The organism is Halobacterium sp. CBA1126, from assembly GCF_009741975.1.
In the GTDB taxonomy this organism is placed as follows: Archaea; Halobacteriota; Halobacteria; order Halobacteriales; family Halobacteriaceae; genus Halobacterium.
The window spans coordinates 1-16,149 of sequence record NZ_WPCF01000057.1 but is presented as its reverse complement, the minus strand read 5'-3'; the positions used below and the strand labels follow the sequence as shown (position 1 = coordinate 16,149).

The 16,149-nt window shown below is 67.7% G+C and carries 20 protein-coding genes and 1 pseudogene; 13 read left to right on the top strand and 8 right to left on the bottom strand.

Annotated features, from left to right (window positions below; all coding sequences use genetic code 11):
* Positions 1-22 precede the first annotated feature (22 nt).
* Positions 23-583: an SLATT domain-containing protein gene (locus GJ634_RS09325; protein WP_157502419.1), complete on the bottom strand. Its 561-nt coding sequence runs from the start codon at positions 581-583 to the stop codon at positions 23-25.
* An 80-nt stretch (positions 584-663) separates the two neighbouring features.
* On the opposite strand from GJ634_RS09325, the gene GJ634_RS09320 reads away from it, so the two are divergent.
* The 8 genes from GJ634_RS09320 to GJ634_RS09285 all read left to right on the top strand — a co-directional run bounded on the left by GJ634_RS09320 (position 664) and on the right by GJ634_RS09285 (position 7,688).
* A complete protein-coding gene (locus GJ634_RS09320; protein WP_157502417.1) occupies positions 664-1,257 on the top strand; it encodes a hypothetical protein in 594 nt (197 codons plus the stop codon).
* A gap of 131 nt (positions 1,258-1,388) precedes the next feature.
* Complete coding sequence (locus tag GJ634_RS09315; protein WP_157502415.1) at positions 1,389-3,275, top strand: 2-oxoacid:acceptor oxidoreductase subunit alpha; 1,887 nt, start codon at positions 1,389-1,391, stop codon at positions 3,273-3,275.
* Positions 3,276-3,278: 3 nt separating this feature from the next.
* Complete coding sequence (locus GJ634_RS09310) at positions 3,279-4,217, top strand: thiamine pyrophosphate-dependent enzyme (RefSeq protein ID WP_157502413.1); 939 nt, start codon at positions 3,279-3,281, stop codon at positions 4,215-4,217.
* 144 nt (positions 4,218-4,361) lie between these two features.
* Positions 4,362-4,790, top strand: coding sequence for an HTH-type transcriptional regulator LrpA1 (lrpA1, locus tag GJ634_RS09305; protein WP_331714083.1), 429 nt, complete (start codon positions 4,362-4,364; stop codon positions 4,788-4,790).
* Positions 4,791-4,833: 43 nt separating this feature from the next.
* Complete coding sequence (locus GJ634_RS09300; protein WP_157502412.1) at positions 4,834-5,310, top strand: SRPBCC family protein; 477 nt, start codon at positions 4,834-4,836, stop codon at positions 5,308-5,310.
* A 31-nt stretch (positions 5,311-5,341) separates the two neighbouring features.
* Positions 5,342-5,896, top strand: coding sequence for an NAD(P)/FAD-dependent oxidoreductase (locus tag GJ634_RS09295; RefSeq protein WP_157502411.1), 555 nt, complete (start codon positions 5,342-5,344; stop codon positions 5,894-5,896).
* A gap of 138 nt (positions 5,897-6,034) precedes the next feature.
* Positions 6,035-6,892: a DMT family transporter gene (locus GJ634_RS09290; protein WP_157502423.1), complete on the top strand. Its 858-nt coding sequence runs from the start codon at positions 6,035-6,037 to the stop codon at positions 6,890-6,892.
* Positions 6,893-6,944: 52 nt separating this feature from the next.
* Positions 6,945-7,688 carry a DICT sensory domain-containing protein gene (locus GJ634_RS09285; RefSeq protein ID WP_157502409.1) on the top strand — a complete coding sequence of 248 codons (744 nt, stop codon included), beginning with the start codon at positions 6,945-6,947 and terminating at the stop codon, positions 7,686-7,688.
* On the opposite strand, the gene GJ634_RS09280 is transcribed toward GJ634_RS09285, so the two are convergent.
* The 3 genes from GJ634_RS09280 to GJ634_RS09270 form a co-directional block, all read right to left on the bottom strand.
* Complete coding sequence (locus tag GJ634_RS09280; RefSeq protein WP_157502407.1) at positions 7,689-8,081, bottom strand: thioesterase family protein; 393 nt, start codon at positions 8,079-8,081, stop codon at positions 7,689-7,691.
* Between the two features lie 52 nt (positions 8,082-8,133).
* Positions 8,134-9,933 (bottom strand): DEAD/DEAH box helicase, encoded by a 1,800-nt coding sequence (locus GJ634_RS09275; RefSeq protein ID WP_331714082.1) that lies wholly within the window; start codon positions 9,931-9,933, stop codon positions 8,134-8,136.
* 356 nt (positions 9,934-10,289) lie between these two features.
* A complete protein-coding gene (locus tag GJ634_RS09270; RefSeq protein WP_157502405.1) occupies positions 10,290-12,227 on the bottom strand; it encodes an aldehyde ferredoxin oxidoreductase family protein in 1,938 nt (645 codons plus the stop codon).
* A gap of 174 nt (positions 12,228-12,401) precedes the next feature.
* On the opposite strand from GJ634_RS09270, the gene GJ634_RS09265 reads away from it, so the two are divergent.
* From GJ634_RS09265 to GJ634_RS09255, 3 genes are read left to right on the top strand one after another with little or no spacing between them, the layout of a single operon-like run.
* On the top strand, positions 12,402-12,788 hold the full coding sequence (locus tag GJ634_RS09265; protein WP_157502403.1) for a hypothetical protein: 387 nt from the start codon (positions 12,402-12,404) through the stop codon (positions 12,786-12,788).
* The gene (locus tag GJ634_RS09260) at positions 12,785-13,069 is read left to right on the top strand and encodes a ubiquitin-like small modifier protein 1 (protein WP_157502401.1); all 285 of its coding nucleotides are present in this window, start codon (positions 12,785-12,787) and stop codon (positions 13,067-13,069) included. Before GJ634_RS09265 ends, GJ634_RS09260 begins: the two co-directional genes overlap by 4 nt.
* On the top strand, positions 13,066-13,332 hold the full coding sequence (locus GJ634_RS09255; protein ID WP_157502399.1) for a hypothetical protein: 267 nt from the start codon (positions 13,066-13,068) through the stop codon (positions 13,330-13,332). The genes GJ634_RS09260 and GJ634_RS09255 overlap by 4 nt, the downstream gene beginning before the upstream one ends.
* Here GJ634_RS09255 and GJ634_RS09250 read toward each other — a convergent pair.
* The gene (locus GJ634_RS09250) at positions 13,329-13,688 is read right to left on the bottom strand and encodes a hypothetical protein (RefSeq protein ID WP_157502397.1); all 360 of its coding nucleotides are present in this window, start codon (positions 13,686-13,688) and stop codon (positions 13,329-13,331) included. The two genes, GJ634_RS09255 and GJ634_RS09250, sit on opposite strands and share 4 nt — an antisense overlap.
* Positions 13,689-13,787: 99 nt before the next feature.
* Between GJ634_RS09250 and GJ634_RS09245 the strand changes: the two genes are divergently transcribed.
* Positions 13,788-14,192 carry a pterin cluster protein gene (locus GJ634_RS09245; protein WP_157502395.1) on the top strand — a complete coding sequence of 135 codons (405 nt, stop codon included), beginning with the start codon at positions 13,788-13,790 and terminating at the stop codon, positions 14,190-14,192.
* Here GJ634_RS09245 and msrB read toward each other — a convergent pair.
* Both msrB and GJ634_RS09235 read right to left on the bottom strand, forming a co-directional pair.
* Positions 14,189-14,617, bottom strand: coding sequence for a peptide-methionine (R)-S-oxide reductase MsrB (gene msrB, locus GJ634_RS09240; RefSeq protein ID WP_157502393.1), 429 nt, complete (start codon positions 14,615-14,617; stop codon positions 14,189-14,191). The two genes, GJ634_RS09245 and msrB, sit on opposite strands and share 4 nt — an antisense overlap.
* 44 nt (positions 14,618-14,661) lie before the next feature.
* On the bottom strand, positions 14,662-15,297 hold the full coding sequence (locus GJ634_RS09235) for an alpha/beta hydrolase (RefSeq protein ID WP_157502391.1): 636 nt from the start codon (positions 15,295-15,297) through the stop codon (positions 14,662-14,664).
* A gap of 141 nt (positions 15,298-15,438) precedes the next feature.
* On the opposite strand from GJ634_RS09235, the gene GJ634_RS09230 reads away from it, so the two are divergent.
* Entirely contained in the window at positions 15,439-15,801 is a 363-nt protein-coding gene (locus GJ634_RS09230; protein WP_157502389.1) for a helix-turn-helix domain-containing protein, read from the top strand.
* On the opposite strand, the pseudogene GJ634_RS15490 reads toward GJ634_RS09230, so the two are convergent.
* A pseudogene (locus GJ634_RS15490) lies at positions 15,802-16,149 on the bottom strand (DNA polymerase I); the annotation flags it as partial.

Below are 16,149 nucleotides of genomic sequence, written 5' to 3'. Positions count from 1 at the left end.
CAATGTACTTCACAAGAGCGTTTCAAGAAGAAATTTCCCCTAGAAGAGTTTCCATTTCTTCCTCATCTGTTTCTACATCACTCATTACGTCTGATTCTTTTACTTTCCCGAACCAGAGATTGGTAGTCCTTGGCGTGTGTTTCTTTAAATCACGCCTACGTTGTGTGAGCTCATCAAACCGTTTCTTCTTAGTTGATAATGATAGGTCGTTTGCGGGAACCTCCAATTTAGCGTAGTCTCTGAAGTCCTCAAAGAGGCTGTGATAGCCATCTCCTGCCTCGTAGTGCTTTTGCGATTTCACGCCCAAATTCGCAACCGAACTGGCCCAAGATAGTAATGATGTAATGATAGCAATTCCTATCAAGTGTTCATTTTTTCCAGCCCCCCATACCAATAGAACAGCTAGTAAACCAGTAAGGAGAGCAACTGAGTAATCTATCACTCGGTCAACTTTTTCATACACTTCACCCATCTTGTAATGTGTCTTATACGTATATATAATGCCGTGCATCTTCTCTGCCGCACGGCTTTTGAGTACATCTTGGTCCGGGACAGCGTCTTCACTACCCGAATTGGAATCCACAGATGCCCTAATAATTCCCCAGGATAAATACTTTTACCTACAATTGATTCATTTGTACAAACAAGCGGAAGCCAGTACTGATGCAGGAATTATTGGTCTCAGGCAAGGCGAAATCCGATCTACTTCCTGTATTAAAGACGGTTAACCAATGGATTTGCTGGTCCTATTCGAATCATCCCTTGCGGTCCGATAAAGTCCCAGTAGATCCAACTGATTGGGACGATACCAAAGCGCAGTTTCAGGCCAAGCCGTACAACGATTCGGATATTTGGCTTGATTATGAATCTGCAATTGAGAAGGCGACGACGGAAGAGGAAATTGATGGTGTAGGATTTGTACCAATGAGTATCCAGGTGTGCTTTATTGATATTGACGACTGTATTAATGAGGTGGGGCAAGTGACTGATGAGGTCCATCAAATAATCTATGGTTCGGAGTCCTATTCCGAGATTTCTCCGAGTGGTAATGGTATTCACATAGTTCTCCAAGGAGGGGCGCCTGCATATGGTAGCTCATCTTATTCTGAAGGGCCAGATATCGAGATCTACGATGGAAGTTGGGTGACTATTACCCAACGCCATATTTCGAGGACTCCAACTGAGGTGCGTGGAAACGTTGGCTTCACTAAGGAAATATGCGATAAGTATGACATTCGCCGTCCCCCTGATTGGTAGCTCGAAGCTGGGGAAGCAGCAATCTTAGGCAGACCTTCATCATCTTTCTATGATAATGGATGGCAAACGATTTAGTGTGGGTGCGACCAACACTGTACCAACGGTCCGAGCACGGGCCAGAGGGTTACACTATGACTGATGACGAACTCATCTGGCGAGTGGCGGGGGGTTCCGGCGACGGAATCGACTCCACGAGCCAGAACTTCGCGAAGGCGTTGATGCGTTCAGGCCTCGACGTCTTCACGCACCGACACTACCCGTCCCGAATCCGCGGCGGCCACACGTACGTCGAGATTCGGGCGCGGGACGGCAACGTAACGTCTCGCGGCGACGGCTACAACTTCCTGCTCGCGCTCGGGGACTCGTTCGCCCGCAACCCCAGCGAGCACGCCGTCTACGGCGACGAGGAAGTGAAGCCGCTGTCCGAGAATCTCGACGACCTCCGGGAAGGCGGCGTCATCGTCTACGACGAGGGGCTCCTCGACGTGGAGGACGTCCCGAACTTCGAGGAGCGCGCCGAGGAGAACGACTGGCACGTCTACCCGCTGGACCTCCGTAGCCTCGCGAAAGAGCACGGCCGCGAGGTCATGCGGAACACCGCGGGCGTCGGCGCGACGGCCGCGCTCGTCGACATGGAACTCGACCACATCGAGGACCTCATGTCCGACGCGATGGGCGGGGAGATCCTCGAGCAGAACCTCGAGGTCCTCCACGACGCCTACGAGCAGGTCAACGACATGGAGCAGTCCCACGACCTGACGGTGCCCGAGGGCGAACACGACGAGGAGCAGGTCCTCGTCTCCGGCAGCCACGGCATCGCGTACGCGGCCATCGACGCCGGCTGTCGGTTCATCTCCGGCTACCCGATGACGCCGTGGACGGACGTCTTCACCATCATGACGAACCTCCTGCCGGACATGGGCGGCATCTCCGAGCAGGTCGAGGACGAGATCGCGGCGGCGGCGATGGCGGTCGGCGCCAGCCACTCCGGCGTGAAGGCGATGTCCGGGTCCTCCGGCGGCGGCTTCGCGCTGATGAGCGAGCCCCTCGGTCTCGCCGAGATGACCGAGACGCCGCTGGTCCTGCTCGAAGCGATGCGCGCGGGCCCCTCCACGGGGATGCCGACGAAGCCCGAGCAGGCCGACCTCGAGCACATCCTCTACACGAGTCAGGGCGACAGCCACCGCGTCGCCTTCGGGCCGAGCGACCCGAAGGAGTGTTACGAGCAGACGCGGACGGCCTTCGAGATCGCCTACGAGTACCAGATCCCGTCCATCGTCGTCTACGACCAGAAGCTCTCCGGCGAGTACCGGAACGTCGACGCGTCGTTCTTCGACCGGGAGCCGGCGCCGGACCTCGGGAGCACGCTCACCGAGGACGAGATCGCGGAGGCGCCCCACGACGAGACCGGGAAGTTCGAGCGCTTCCGGACGGATGGCGTCGAGGACGGCGTCAGCCCGCGCTCGATCCCCGGCCAGTCCGGCGGCCGCTATCTCGCGTCCGGCAACGAGCACTGGCCGACCGGCCACATCGCCGAGGACCCCGACAACCGGACCGCGCAGGTCGAGCGCCGGCTCCAGAAGCTCGACGCCGTCCGCGACGACCTCGACGACCGCGACCAGCAGGTCGTCTACGGCGACGAGGACGCGGACTTCGGGCTCATCGCTTGGGGCAGCCAGCAGGGCACCGTCGAGGAGGCCGTCCAGCGGCTCAACGACGACGGGAACAGCGTGAAGGCGCTGGGCGTCAGCGACCTCGCGCCGTTCCCCGCCGAGCGCGTGCGGGAGTTCGTCGACAGCGTCGACGAAGCCATCGTCGTGGAGATGTCCTCGACGAAGCAGTTCCGCGGCCTCATCCAGAAGGAGGTCGGGGACTTCGGCGGGAAGCTCTCCAGCCTCCTGAAGTACAACGGCAACCCGTTCGAGCCCGCGGAGATCGTCGAGGCGGTCGAGCTCGAACAGGACGGCGGCGGGGAACCGACCGCCCAGACTACCCTCGAACCTGCGACAGGTGACTAATCCATGAGTAAAGCGTTCAGCGCAATCGACGAGGAACGAGAGGTCGAACGGGACGAGTTCACGCCCGGCATCGAGCCGCAGCCCACGTGGTGTCCCGGCTGCGGCGACTTCGGCGTCCTGAAGGCGCTGAAGGGTGCGATGGCGGAACTCGGCAAGGACCCCGAGGAGGTCCTGCTGTGTACGGGCATCGGCTGCTCGGGGAAGCTCAACAGCTACTTCGAGAGCTACGGGTTCCACACGATTCACGGTCGCTCCCTGCCCGTGGCCCGCGCCGCGAAGCTCGCGAACCACGACCTCGAGGTCGTGGCGGCGGGCGGCGACGGCGACGGCTACGGCATCGGCGGGAACCACTTCATGCACACCGCCCGGGAGAACCACGACATGACCTACATCGTGTTCAACAACGAGGTCTTCGGCCTCACGAAGGGCCAGACGTCGCCGACGTCGCCGAAGGGCCACAAGTCGAAGACCCAGCCCCACGGGTCGGCGAAAGACCCGATCCGCCCGCTCTCGATGAGCCTGTCCGCGGGCGCCTCCTACGTCGCTCGCACGGCGGCCGTCAACCCGAACCAGGCACAGGAGATCATCGTGGAGGCCATCCAGCACGACGGCTTCTCCCACGTGGACTTCCTGACCCAGTGCCCGACGTGGAACAAGGACGCCAAGCAGTACGTCCCCTACGTCGACGTGCAGGACAGCGACGACTACGACTTCGACGTCACCGACCGCCGCGAGGCGGCCGACCTGATGCACGAGACGGAGAACGCCCTCTACGAGGGCACCGTCCTCACGGGTCGCTACTACAAGGACGAGAACCGCAACTCCTACCAGGCGGAGAAGCGCGAGCGCGGCGACATGCCCGACGAGCCGCTCGCCGAGCGGTACTTCGACGACGACTACGACTGGGAGCGGTCGTACGACGTCATCGACCGCCACAAGTAGTCGACTCCCGCCGAACCGTTTTCTTTCGCGCGCCGTCCGTTCGAACAGCCGACGGCTTCGGCCCGCGGTCACGACGGTTCCAGCCGGGCCGACGTGACTTTCTCATTCGGAAGATATTTTTTCACAGCCACCAAAACGAGGGGTGTGAGCACCGAATCGACGGAAGACCGAATCCTCGCCGCGCTCGAGGAGGACGCGCAGGCGTCGTACGCCGACATCGCCGCTCGCGCGGACGTCTCGAAGCCGACGGTCCGGAAGTACATCGACAAGCTCGAAGACGAGGGCGTCATCGTCGGCTACTCGGCGGACGTCGACCCGAAGAAGCTCTCCGGACAGTCCATCGCGCTCGTGGGCATCGACGTCGCCTCCGAGCGGTACGTGGAGGCGACACGGGACCTGAAGGACCTCGAGGCGATTCACGCGCTGTACACGTCCAGCGGCGACCACATGCTGATGGCGGAGGTCCGCGCGGCCGACGGCGACGCGCTCGGAGACGTCATCAGCGACGAGATTCTCGGCATCGACGGCGTCACCGCCGCCCACCCCTCGTTCCTGCAGGAGCGGCTCAAGTAGTCGCGGTCGCTGGAGTTTTGCCGGCGCCGCCCGAACGGTTCGTATGGCGACCTTCGAGCGGGAGTTGCGGGTTCGCGCGCCGCTTGCCGACGTGTGGGCGTTCCACTCCACCATCGACGGTCTGCGGTCGTTGACGCCGGACTGGCTGCACCTGCGCGTCGAGGAGATCGACCGGCCGGACGACGAGCCGGAGACCCACGTCCTCACGGAGGGGACGCGCATCCACGCGTCCGTGCAGCCGTTCGGCGTCGGGCCGCGGCAGCGCTGGGTCTCCCGCATCACCGCCCGCGAGGAGGACGACGACACCGCGTACTTCGTCGACCAGATGGAGGAGGGGCCGTTCCCGGAGTGGGAGCACACCCACTCGTTTTTCGCGGACGGCGACGAGACGCTGATTCGGGACCGCGTGGAGTACCGCGCGCCGGTCGGCGGCGTCGGCGACGACCTCGCGGTGCTCGGCCTCGGTCCGATGTTCTGGTACCGCCACCGCAGAACCCGAGAGATCCTGGACGGGCCGTAGCTTTAACCGGCGAGCGGCCGAACTACCGTCCATGACGGACGTCATCGTCGTCGGCGGCGGCCCCGCGGGGCTGAGCGCGGCACTGTTCACGGCGAAGAACGGCCTCGAGACGACGGTCTTCGACACCGACGGGACGTGGATGCACAAGGCCCACCTGTTCAACTACCTCGGCATCGACTCGCAGGACGGCACCGAGTTCGTCGAGGACGCCCGCGAGCAGGTCGACGAGTTCGGCGTCGACCGCCACCAGGGCGAGGAAGTCACCGGCGTCGCCCGGTCCGGCGACGGGTTCGCGGTGACGACCGCGGACGGCGAGTACGAGGCCGACTACCTCGTGCTCGCGACGGGCGCGGACCGCGACCTCGCCGACGACCTCGGCGCGGCGTTCGACGGCGACGTCGTGGACGTGGACGTGGACATGGAGACGAGCGTCGCCGACGCGTACGCGACGGGCGCGATGGTGCGCGACCAGGAGTGGCAGGCGGTCATCTCCGCTGGCGACGGCGCGGCCGCCGCCCTCGACGTCCTCTCGAAGGAGGAGGGCGAGCACTTCCACGACTTCGACACGCCCGCGGACGCCGAGTGACGGCGCCGCTCGTGCCCGCGCTCGCCGTCGCTCGCGCGGACGCCGAGTAACCCACTTCCGACTCGCCGCGAACGCAACCTCTTTTCCCGAAGGCGGTAACGTCCAGCCGTGCGTCCCGACGACCCCGTAGTGCCGCCGATGGCCGCCGTCGCGGTCGCCGTCGTCGCCGTGAGCACGAGCGCCATCCTCGTCGAACTCAGCGACGCGCCGCGCGTGCCGAAGGCGGGCTACCGGGTGTTGTTCACGACCGCGCTCGTCGCGCCGTTCGCGTTCCGGGAGCGCCGCGAGTTCGCCGACGTCGCCGGGTCGGACTGGCTCGTGGTGATCGCGGCGGGCGTGCTGCTGGCGGTCCACTTCGCGTCGTGGTTCGCGTCCATCGAGTTCACGAGCATCGCGGCGTCGACGACGCTCGTCCAGACCCAGCCGGCGTTCGTCGCGGTGGGCGCGTGGCTGCTGTTGGACGAGCGCGTCGGCGCACGCATCGCCGGCGGCGTCCTCGTCGCCATCGCGGGCTCCGTCCTGCTGTCCGCGGGGGACTTCCTCGCGGGGACGGCGGTCGGATCGGCGCCGAACCTCGGGAACGCGCTCGCGGTCGTCGGCGCGGTCGCGGGCGCGGGGTACGTGCTCGCGGGGCGGTCGGTCCGCCAGCGGCTCTCGCTGGCGCCGTACGTGTTCGCCGTCTACGGCGTCTGCACGGTCGTCCTGTTCGCGGTGGCGGTCGCGCTCGGCCTGCCGCTCGTCGACTACCCGCCCCGCGAGTGGGCGCTGTTCGTCGCGATGGCCGTCGGCCCCGGGCTGTTCGGCCACACGCTCGTCAACTGGGCGCTGAAGCACGTCGAGTCCAGCGTCGTGAGCGTCGCCCTGCTCGGCGAACCGGTCGGAAGCACGCTGCTCGCGCTCGCCGTCTTCGGGCAGGTCCCGGGGGCGTTCACGGTCGCGGGCGGCCTCGTCGTGCTCGCCGGCATCGCCGTCACGACGACCGGCCGCGCGACGTGACCCGCGCCGGGCACGAATTTATAGGGTGTGCGTGACACGAACAACTCGAGTGATGGCTGACGACGCCGCGCCCCGGCTGCAGGACATCGTCGACCGCGTCGACGAACGCGCGCTCACGCTGACGCTGTACAACGCCGACGTCCCCCGGTCGGTGCTGCGGGACGTCCAGTCGTACTTCGAGGTGCAGTCCGTGGACCTCCGCCGCGCCGCCACCGACGACGGCGACCCGCGGAACTTCGTCGTCCTCCACGACGGCAGCGAGTACCTCGCGGCGACGTCGCTGGGGTCGCTGTACCGGGTGATACGACCGGACTCGCCGCTCATCGAGGCCTCCGACCCCGGCGAGATAGCGTACCCGGAGCTGTTCGAACACATCGACCAGTCGGTGTTCACGGACTACGGCCGCGACCGGATGGTGGTCGCGTCCCGGGAGATCGAGTCCAGCGCCCACCGCCTCGGCGGGCGGCTGCACGCGGGCTTCCAGCGGTTGTCGAACCTGCGGCCGCAGTACCGGCTCTACGAGCGCCTCGCGGCCGCTGGCGTCGACACGCACATCTACGGCCGGCCGAACTGGACGGTGCCGACGGACGCCCACACTATCCACGCCTACGACGACGAGGAGATTACGGACACGTGGTTCGTCGTACTGGACGCCGACGACGACGCGGACAAGCGCGCGCTGCTCGCGGAGGAGCGCCACGACGACCAGTTCTACGGCTTCTGGACGTTCGATAGCGACATCGTCGACACGATTCTCGCCCGCCTCGAGGCGTTCCCGGCGACCGGACCGGCGTAGCTACGCGTCGTCGAACGCCTGCCGCCACGCCTTCGGGACCGGGTGGCTCTCGCCGGTGTCGGCGTCGACGGTGACCTGCACGGACTCGGCCTCCACGGCGACGCTGCCCTGGTGGCGAACCTCGTACGCCATCGTGAAACTCGAGCCGCCGACGTCCGTGACGTCGACCGCGACCTCGACGGAGTCGGCGTGCTGGACGGGTTCGCGGAAGTCGACGTCGAGGTGCGCGACGACCATCGAGAGCGTCTCCATCGAGAGGCCCGCGTACTCCGCGAGGTACGCGACCCGGGCTTCCTCGAGGTACGTGACGTAGACGGCGTTGTTCACGTGCCCGATGGCGTCGTGGTCCTGGTAGCGCACGTCGACGGTGGTCGTGAACGGGAACTCGGTCATCGTCGGGAGTGGGCCCCCCGCTGGCTTAATGGCCGGGGTTGGAGCAGTCCGGTCACGCCTGCTCGCTGCCGGACTCCGTGACGCGGACGCCCTTCGCGGCGAGGTGGCGCATCCGGCTGCGCGCGTCGTCCTCCTCCTCGGTGCCGCGGGTCGCCAGCACGAACAGCAGCGACTGGCCGCCCGGGCGCATCGTCCGGCCGGCGCGCTGGGCGCCCTGCCGGCGGCTGCCGCCCAGCCCGGAGGCGACGACTGCGAGTTCGGCGTCCGGCAGGTCGATGCCCTCGTCGCCGATGCGGGAGACGACGAGCGCGTCGAGGGCGCCCGTGCGGAACTGGTCGAACAGCGCCTCGCGTTCGACGTGGCGCGTCTCCCCGCTGACGAACGGCGCGTCGATTGCCTCCGCGATGCGCTCGCCCTGTTCGAGGTAGTCGACGAACACGAGCGCCTGCTTGTCGGCGTGCTGGCGGAGCAGGTGCCGGACTTCCTCGTCTTTCGCGGGGTTCTCGGCGGCGAGCCGGCGGCGCGTGTGCCCGCTCGCGGCCGCGTACTCGTGGCGAGCGTCGTCGTCGCGCCACGGCACATACCGGATCTCGACGGTGGGCTCGGCGACGTACCCCGCCTCGAAGAGCGCGTCCCAGTCCGTGCCGATGGGCGGCCCGACGAGCGTGTAGATGTCCTCCTCCTTGTCGTCCTCGCGGACGGGCGTCGCGGTGAGCCCGAGGCGGTGCTTGCTCTGGAGGTCCGCCGAGCGCCGCGCGACCTCCGCGGGGATGTGGTGGACCTCGTCGTAGACGACCAGCCCCCACTCGCGGTCGTCGAAGACGTGGCGGTGGCGGTCCATCCCCGCCGTCTGGTAGGTGGCGATTGTGACGGGGCGCACGTTCTTCTCGCCGCCGTGGTACTCGCCGACCTGGTCGCGCTCGAGGCTCGTGTGCTCGAGCAGCTCCTCGCGCCACTGCGCGGCGAGCTCGCGGCTCGGCACCAGAATCAGGGTCTCGCCGCCGACGGCTTCGAGGACGCCCATCGCGGCGACGGTCTTCCCCGAGCCCGGCGGCCCGACGAGCACGCCGGAGCTCGCGTCGACGAAGCGCTCCACCCAGTCCCGCTGGTAGTCCCGCAGCTCGAGGTCGAGGTCGACGTCGAGCGGCTCCCCGGACTCGAGGTCGCGCTCGTCCTGCACCGGGTAGCCGGCCTCGTACAGCGTGCGCTTCAGCTCCGCGACCTTCTCCTCGGCGACCCACGCCTCCGTGTCCGAGATGGGCGCGCGAATCACGTCGTCGGCGAGGTGCTGGTCCGCGACGTTCCCCATGAGGCTCTCGGTCTTCGCCTCGAGCACGACGTAGCCGTCCTCGTGGGTCGTGAGCCGGAACCGCGTCGCGCGCGTCCACTGCTCCTCGACCCAGTCCGTCAGGCCGGGGCAGTCCCGCGGCAGCACCTCGTCCATCGCCGCCAGCAGGTCGTCGAGGCTGTCGAACGGCGCCGCCCACACGTCCTCCTCGCGGACGACGTACCGGTAGCTGCCCGTGCGCGTGGTGTCCGCGAGGTGCGCGAACCGCGACAGCTGGGCGCGCGTGAACTGCGCGGGCTGGTCGACGACGAGCTCCCGGCGGTCCGGGAACACCACGACCCGCTCGCGGTCCGTCAGCTCCAGCCAGTCGCGGGGGTACCACACCACGGGGTCGTTCTCCACGTCCGCGCGCTCGACGTCCCCCGACTCCGCTAACTCGGCGAGCGCGTCCGCGGCCTCCGCCTGCGTGCAGCCGAGCTCCCGGGCGACCTGCGCCGCGGTCGCCACCGGCCGGCCCGCGGCTTCGAGGGCGTCGTGGAACGCCTCCTTGGAGATGTCAGTCACTGCACCCGGGTAGGGCGCGCGCGGAAAAACGGGTTTCGGGTCTAGGTGTCGGAGTTTGCGATTGGTTCGGCTGGTACTTGTCCACCTGAAAGCCCTCGGTCGGCTACGCTGCCGGAAGACGTTCCCGCTCACTTCGTTCGCGGGCTGCGACTTCCGTTGTCACGCTCGCGGTGCTCGCGTGACTCGCGCGGCTCCCTGCGCTCCTCGGCCTCCGGCCTGCGGTGCTTATGTCGCCGGCCTTCGCGTACCCGGCCTCGCCCTTTCAATCCGCCAGGCGGCTGCCGGTTCTCGAATCGGCGTTACTCACGCTACCAGGCTCGTCAGCAAAAGAACGTGGAACGTGTGGTGGGGACCGCTTAGTCGTCCGCGGACGCCGCGCCGCTCGCGGAGACGCCCGTGCCGGGGCCGAGGTCGATGGAGAGGTCGTCGAGTTTCTCGTCGGGGACGACGCCGTCGACCCAGCCGCGGTGCTCGTAGTACTCGTCTTTCATCGCGTCGAGCTCGCAGAGCTCGCCCTCGATGCCGCCGCCCGCGGGCACCGCGTCCTCGGCGCCCTTCACGAAGCGGTCCGGGAGGGTGTCGTCGTCGCCGTCGAAGCCCGCGAGGTTGTTGTAGTAGCGCTCGAGGTTGTAGATGCGCTCGCCGGCTTCCAGCAGCTCCTCCTCGCCGACGCTGCGGCCGGTCATGCCGTTGTACTGGTCGATGTACTCCTCGACGCCCTCCGCGAACGCGTTGAACTTGCAGATGTCGAAGGAGTCCGAGATAGCGTGGAGGTCCTGGAAGGTGGCGGTGAGTTCGCCCTTCCCCTCCCAGTCGGTGGGGTCGACCTTCTCCGGGATGCCGAGAATCTCGGCGGCGGGCGTGTACCCGCGGAGGTGGCAGCCGCCCCGGTTCGAGGTCGCGTACCCGATGCCCATCCCCTTCAGGCCGCGGGGGTCGTAGGCGGCGATGGACTGCCCCTTCACGTCGAGGCGGCAGTCGTGGGCGTCCAGCGTCTCCGCGGCGCGCTTCTGCCCCTCCGCGAGCACGTCCGCGAGGTCGGTCTCGCGGTGGGCGATCTTCCCGAGCATCTCGACCATCGCGTCGACGTCGCCCCAGTCGAGGGTCTCGTCGAACTCCTCGAGGTACTCCTTCTCGGCGGCCTCCATCGCGAACGCGAGCATGTTCCCGCTGTCGATGGTGTCGATGCCGTAGTCGTTGCAGCGGTCCATCAGCAGCGCGGTCTTGTCGCGGTCGTCGTTCATGGAGTTCGGGCCGAGCGCCCACGCGGACTCGTACTCGTAGGACTCCATGCGGACGTTGAGGTCCTCGCCCTTGTGGTGGACGTCGACCTCCACCTCCTTCTTGCAGGCGACCGGGCAGGAGTGACACGTGGGGTCGTCGACGAGGATGTTCTCCTCGACGTTCTCCCCGGAGACGTTCTCCGAGTCGATGTTCGGCTCGTCGGGCTCGGCCTCGGCCTCGGTGGTCGTGGACGTGAACCGGCCGTTCCGCGTCGGGAGCCCCTCCATCTCCTCGGTGAGGTTCATCAGGACGTTCGTCCCGTAGACGGAGAGCCCGCCCTCGTTGGGCGCGGTGACGTCGGACTCCTGAATCGCCTGCATCGCGGCCTTGTGGCCGTCCATGAACGTCTCGCGGTCGGCGGGCTTCGGCATGTCCGTGCCGGCCTTGACGACGACCGCCTTGAGGTTCTTCGACCCCATGACGGCGCCCGTGCCGCCGCGGCCCGAGGCGCGGTCGTCCTCGTTGAGGATGCAGCCGAACCGGACCTCGTTCTCGCCGCCCGGCCCGATGGCCATCGCGGAGAGGTTCTTCCCGTACTCGCCGTCGACTTCCTCCTCGAGCGCGTCGATGGTGTCGTGGACGCCGCTCCCCCAGAGGTGGCCGGCGTCGCGCAACTCGAGTTCGCCGTCCTCGACGACGGCGTAGACGGGGTCGTCGGCCTTCCCCTCGAAGAGGAGGCCGTCGAAGCCCGCCCACTTGAGGCGCGCGCCGCTCCACCCGCCGTGGTGGGAGTCCGTGACGGTGTCCGTCAGCGGGGACTTGGTGACGACGGCGATGCGGCCGCTCATCGGCGTCTGGGTCCCCGTCAGCGGCCCCGTCATGAACGCCAGCAGGTTCTCCTCGGAGAGCGGCTCGACGTCGGGGCCGTTCTCGAAGACGTACTTCACGCCGAGGCCGCGCGCGCCGATGTACTTGCGCGCGTCCTCGTCGTCGATGCTCTCGTACTCGACGTCGCCGGCGCCGAGGTCCACGCGGGCGACGTTGTCTCGGAAGCCTCCTAGGTCAGTCATAGTTGATGCTCTTTCGTTACATACGTGCGCTGGCCCGATAGAGATTCCCACGCTCGCGTGAACGGTACCGGTTACATTTGCCGGGCGCGGCCGGCCGCCGTTCCCGGGCCGAACTACCGGCCGGCGCGGGGGCTCGGCGGGAGATTTATGCTCGTCGGCGCGCCACACTTTCGCATGGAGACGGTGTCACTCGGCGTCCCGGAACCGATTCTCGACTCGCTCCCCGCCGACAGCGAGGACACGGCCAAGGACATGCAGCAGGCCGTCGCCGGCTGGGAGCGCCGCATCAACGACGCCGTCGACGCCGCCGACTCCGACGAGGACGCGGTGTCGTACGTCGTCGACGCCGTCGAACGGCTCGAGTCCCGGCTGGAGCGCTTCGACGAGTTCGTCCCCGAGCTGCGGGCGTGGGGACAGTCGCCCATCTACGCCATCGCGTGGCGGAACCTCTACGCGGAGCTGGTCGCCCAGCTGTACGACCACGAGGAGCTCGGCGCCGCGCTGGACCGCGAGCGCAACCAGCGCCTCGTCGAGGACGGCATCCGGTTCGGGGGCAGATGAACGTCGAACTGCGCTTCTTCGCGACGTTCCGGCAGGCGGTCGGCCAGAAGGTCCTCGAGCGCGAGTACGACGAGGGGACGACCGTCGGCGAGGTGCTCCGCGAGCTCGAAGCCGAGTACGAGGAACTGGAGGGCCAGCTCGTGGAGAACGACGGCCTCCGCCCGCACATCAACGTCCTGAAGAGCGGGAGGGAGGTCCTCCACCTCGACGGCATGGCGACGGAACTGGAGGACGGCGACCAGCTGAGCATCTTCCCGCCGGTCGCGGGCGGCCGGCGATGAGACGCGAGAAGGAGTTCCGCGGCATCTCGGTGCGGCTCGCGCGCAACTACCTCGAGACCCTCGGCGGCACCGCGGTCGACGACGAGACCGTCGAGGGCGACGGCTGGCGCGCGGAGCTGTCCGCGGAGAAAGTCGAAATCGGGCCGAGCCTCGAACTCACGGAGGTCACGGTCGCCTTCGAGGCCGAGGCGTCGTTCGGCGAGGACGCCTTCGAGGAGCTCGTGGCGGACTTCTCGCGGAAGGCGATGCGCGCGGGCGGCTAATCGTCGACGGTCTCGAGGCCCTCGAGGAGCCGCTGGGAGAACTCGACTTCCGTGAGGTCGCCGGCCGCCAGCGCCTCGAACCACGCTGCTTCCGCGCGCCAGCTCCCGAGCGGCTCGTCGTCGAGGTCCGTGACCGTCGCCTCCACGCTGCGCACGGGCCACCCCTCCTCGTCGAACAGTTCCCGGAAGTCGTTGACGACATCGCCCACCTGCTGGTGGGGGATCTCGCCGTTCGCGTCCGCCGCCGCGGACTGGTAGGTGAGCCGGTAGGCGTCGTCGTCTTCCGCGAGTTCGCGGAGGTAACAGCCGTGGTTGGTGAGCCGCGATTCGAGCGCGAACCGGCGGTCGTCGTCCATCGGTACGACGGTTCGCCGCGACCCGCATAGGCGTTTCCCGCCCGGCAACCCGAACACGTTCGGAACTGGGCTTTTCGGCTCGACCGCCTAGGCTCCGGTATGAGCGTCACGAACCGCGAGGACGCCGCCGACGGCCAGCGCACCACGACCACCGTGGAGGTCGGTGCGACGGGGCACGTCCGCCGCGAGCTCGGCGAGCACACCTTCGAGTTCACGTTCGAGGGCGACACGCTCGGCGAGTTCCTCGACGCGTTCTTCGAGGAGTACGGCTGCGAGGAGATGCTGCTCGCGGAGAGCGAGGAGGAGGAGACCGCGGCGACGTGGGCGAACTACCCCGGCGACCCGCCCGGCCGCTGGGAGCGCAACCCCGAGGGCGAACGCACTCGGGCGTACGCTCGCGTGCTCGTGAACGGCCGGTTCAACGAACTCCTCGACGGGTTCGCCACGGAACTGGAGGACGGCGACCGCGTCGCGCTCACGTACCCGTTCTCCTTCTGCTTCTAGGCGTCGGGGTCGAAGTCCAGCGCGGCGGAGTTGATGCAGAACCGTTCTCCAGTGGGGTCCGGGCCGTCGTCGAAGACGTGGCCGAGGTGGCCGCCGCAGGTCGCACAGACGACCTCGGTGCGCTCCATCCCGAGGCTGTGGTCGGGCCGGCGCTCGACGGCGTCGCCGTCGGCGGCGTCCCAGAAGCTCGGCCACCCGCAGTGGGCGTCGAACTTCGTGTCCGCGTCGAACAGCACCGCGCCGCAGCCCGCGCAGCGGTACGTGCCGTCCTCGTCGCGGTCGACGTGCTCGCCGGAGTACGGCGACTCCGTGCCCGCCTCGCGGAGAACCTCGTACTCCTCGTCGGTGAGCCGTTCGCGCCACTCCGCCTCGGTCTCGGGGAGGTCCGCGGTCTCGGCGTCCGTCCCGTCGCTGGCGTCGCTCATGGGTGCTCGTACGCGACGCCCGCGGGTAAACGTACAGGTCGCGGCTACAGGCCGCCGAGGATGTCGCCGGCGTGGTCGAGCTCGTCCTGATTGACGGTGTGGCCCATGCCCTCGTAGATGCGCTCGGTGACGTCGGCGTGCATCGCCTCGAAGGCGTCGCGGGTCGCGTGGACGCGCTCCTCGGGGATGTGGGGGTCGCGGTCGCTGCAGCCGAGGAAGACCGGGGTGCCCTCGAGGTCGCCGTCGTAGTCGTAGGTGGTCCCCTCGGGGCCGTGGAGGCCGCCGGAGAACGCGACGAACCCGCCGTACTCGCGGGGGTTGCGCGCGAGGAACTCGCTGCCGAGACACGCGCCCTGCGAGAAGCCCAGCAGGGCGACGCGGTCGGCGGGCACGTGCTCGGTGACGTCCGCGAAGACGTCGTTCACGAGCCCGAGCGCGGAGCTGAACCACGGCTCGTTCTCCTCGGTGGGTTCGAGGAAGCTCTTCGGGTACCACGTCGCGCGGGCGGCCTGCGGCGCGACGAACGCGGTGCCCTCGCTCGGGAGGTCGTCGGCGAACCCGAGCATGCCGTCCGCGCGGGCGCCGCGGCCGTGCAGCAGAATCACGGCGCGCTCGGCGTCCGCGAGGTCGGGGCCGCGGTGTTCGACCGGCTGTCCGGCGTGGGGGTCGGCGTCGCTCATGCCACCCGGTAGGGCGCCCACACGTAAACCGTTCAGCTAACCTCGGGGCCAGCCGGTGACGGCGGCGTCACCCCGGCAGTGTCACTCCGACACCTGATTCCGGTCGGAACCACTATGGGTGCCCGCCGCGTACGGTGGGGCATGGCAGACGAGCGATACAGCGAGGAAGCCTGCAGCGTCATCGACTCGCTGGAGCAGATCGGCTCCCAGTGGCGGCTCATCGTGCTCCACGACCTCCAGGAGGGCGAGAAGCGGTTCAACGAGCTGAAGCGCTCGACGGACGCGAGCTCCCGGACGCTCTCCCGCGTGCTCGACGACCTCCAGGAGATGGGGTTCGTGAACCGCCGCCTCGAGGAGGAGTCCCCCGTCGCGACGTACTACTCGCTGACCGCGAAAGGCGAGTCGCTGTTCCCGGTCTTCGACGCCATCGAGGAGTGGGCCGAGGAGTGGCTCGGCGACGACGCGGACAGCGTCGAAGCCGTCACGTCGCTGGCGGACACGTAGTCAGAACGACGACAGGCTGGCGTCCCGCGTCGACCGGAGCGCGCGCTCGATTCTCGACCGCGTCCACCCGAACGGCGAGACGACGGTCTCGGCGGCGCGCACCAGCCGCTCGGCGTAGTGATCGGCGTCGTAGTCGCCGGCGCCGTCCTCGAACGGCAGGCGGACCCGCCGCCGGCTGTCGGCGTCGTCGTCCACCACGACGAACTCGACGCTCTGGCCGGGGTGGCGGTCGACGCCGTGGGCGTCGTACCGGCGCCGCGCCGCTACGGCGCGCGTCTCCCGGCTGTACTCCCCGCGGGGCTTCGAGACGCGGCGTTTCACCGCGAGGTCGTCGGGAGCGACGTCCCC

Coding starts and splice junctions, on each gene's coding strand:
- GJ634_RS09280 (WP_157502407.1), bottom strand. CDS start 8,081: ATGACCGAGTTCCCGTTCACGACCACCGTCGACGTGCGCTACCAGGAC.
- GJ634_RS09260 (WP_157502401.1), top strand. CDS start 12,785: ATGAACGTCGAACTGCGCTTCTTCGCGACGTTCCGGCAGGCGGTCGGC.
- GJ634_RS09320 (WP_157502417.1), top strand. CDS start 664: ATGCAGGAATTATTGGTCTCAGGCAAGGCGAAATCCGATCTACTTCCT.
- GJ634_RS09265 (WP_157502403.1), top strand. CDS start 12,402: ATGGAGACGGTGTCACTCGGCGTCCCGGAACCGATTCTCGACTCGCTC.
- msrB (WP_157502393.1), bottom strand. CDS start 14,617: ATGAGCGACGCCAGCGACGGGACGGACGCCGAGACCGCGGACCTCCCC.
- GJ634_RS09315 (WP_157502415.1), top strand. CDS start 1,389: ATGACTGATGACGAACTCATCTGGCGAGTGGCGGGGGGTTCCGGCGAC.
- GJ634_RS09285 (WP_157502409.1), top strand. CDS start 6,945: ATGGCTGACGACGCCGCGCCCCGGCTGCAGGACATCGTCGACCGCGTC.
- GJ634_RS09300 (WP_157502412.1), top strand. CDS start 4,834: ATGGCGACCTTCGAGCGGGAGTTGCGGGTTCGCGCGCCGCTTGCCGAC.
- GJ634_RS09310 (WP_157502413.1), top strand. CDS start 3,279: ATGAGTAAAGCGTTCAGCGCAATCGACGAGGAACGAGAGGTCGAACGG.
- GJ634_RS09255 (WP_157502399.1), top strand. CDS start 13,066: ATGAGACGCGAGAAGGAGTTCCGCGGCATCTCGGTGCGGCTCGCGCGC.
- GJ634_RS09270 (WP_157502405.1), bottom strand. CDS start 12,227: ATGACTGACCTAGGAGGCTTCCGAGACAACGTCGCCCGCGTGGACCTC.
- GJ634_RS09230 (WP_157502389.1), top strand. CDS start 15,439: ATGGCAGACGAGCGATACAGCGAGGAAGCCTGCAGCGTCATCGACTCG.
- GJ634_RS09235 (WP_157502391.1), bottom strand. CDS start 15,297: ATGAGCGACGCCGACCCCCACGCCGGACAGCCGGTCGAACACCGCGGC.
- GJ634_RS09290 (WP_157502423.1), top strand. CDS start 6,035: ATGGCCGCCGTCGCGGTCGCCGTCGTCGCCGTGAGCACGAGCGCCATC.
- GJ634_RS09245 (WP_157502395.1), top strand. CDS start 13,788: ATGAGCGTCACGAACCGCGAGGACGCCGCCGACGGCCAGCGCACCACG.
- GJ634_RS09295 (WP_157502411.1), top strand. CDS start 5,342: ATGACGGACGTCATCGTCGTCGGCGGCGGCCCCGCGGGGCTGAGCGCG.
- GJ634_RS09250 (WP_157502397.1), bottom strand. CDS start 13,688: ATGGACGACGACCGCCGGTTCGCGCTCGAATCGCGGCTCACCAACCAC.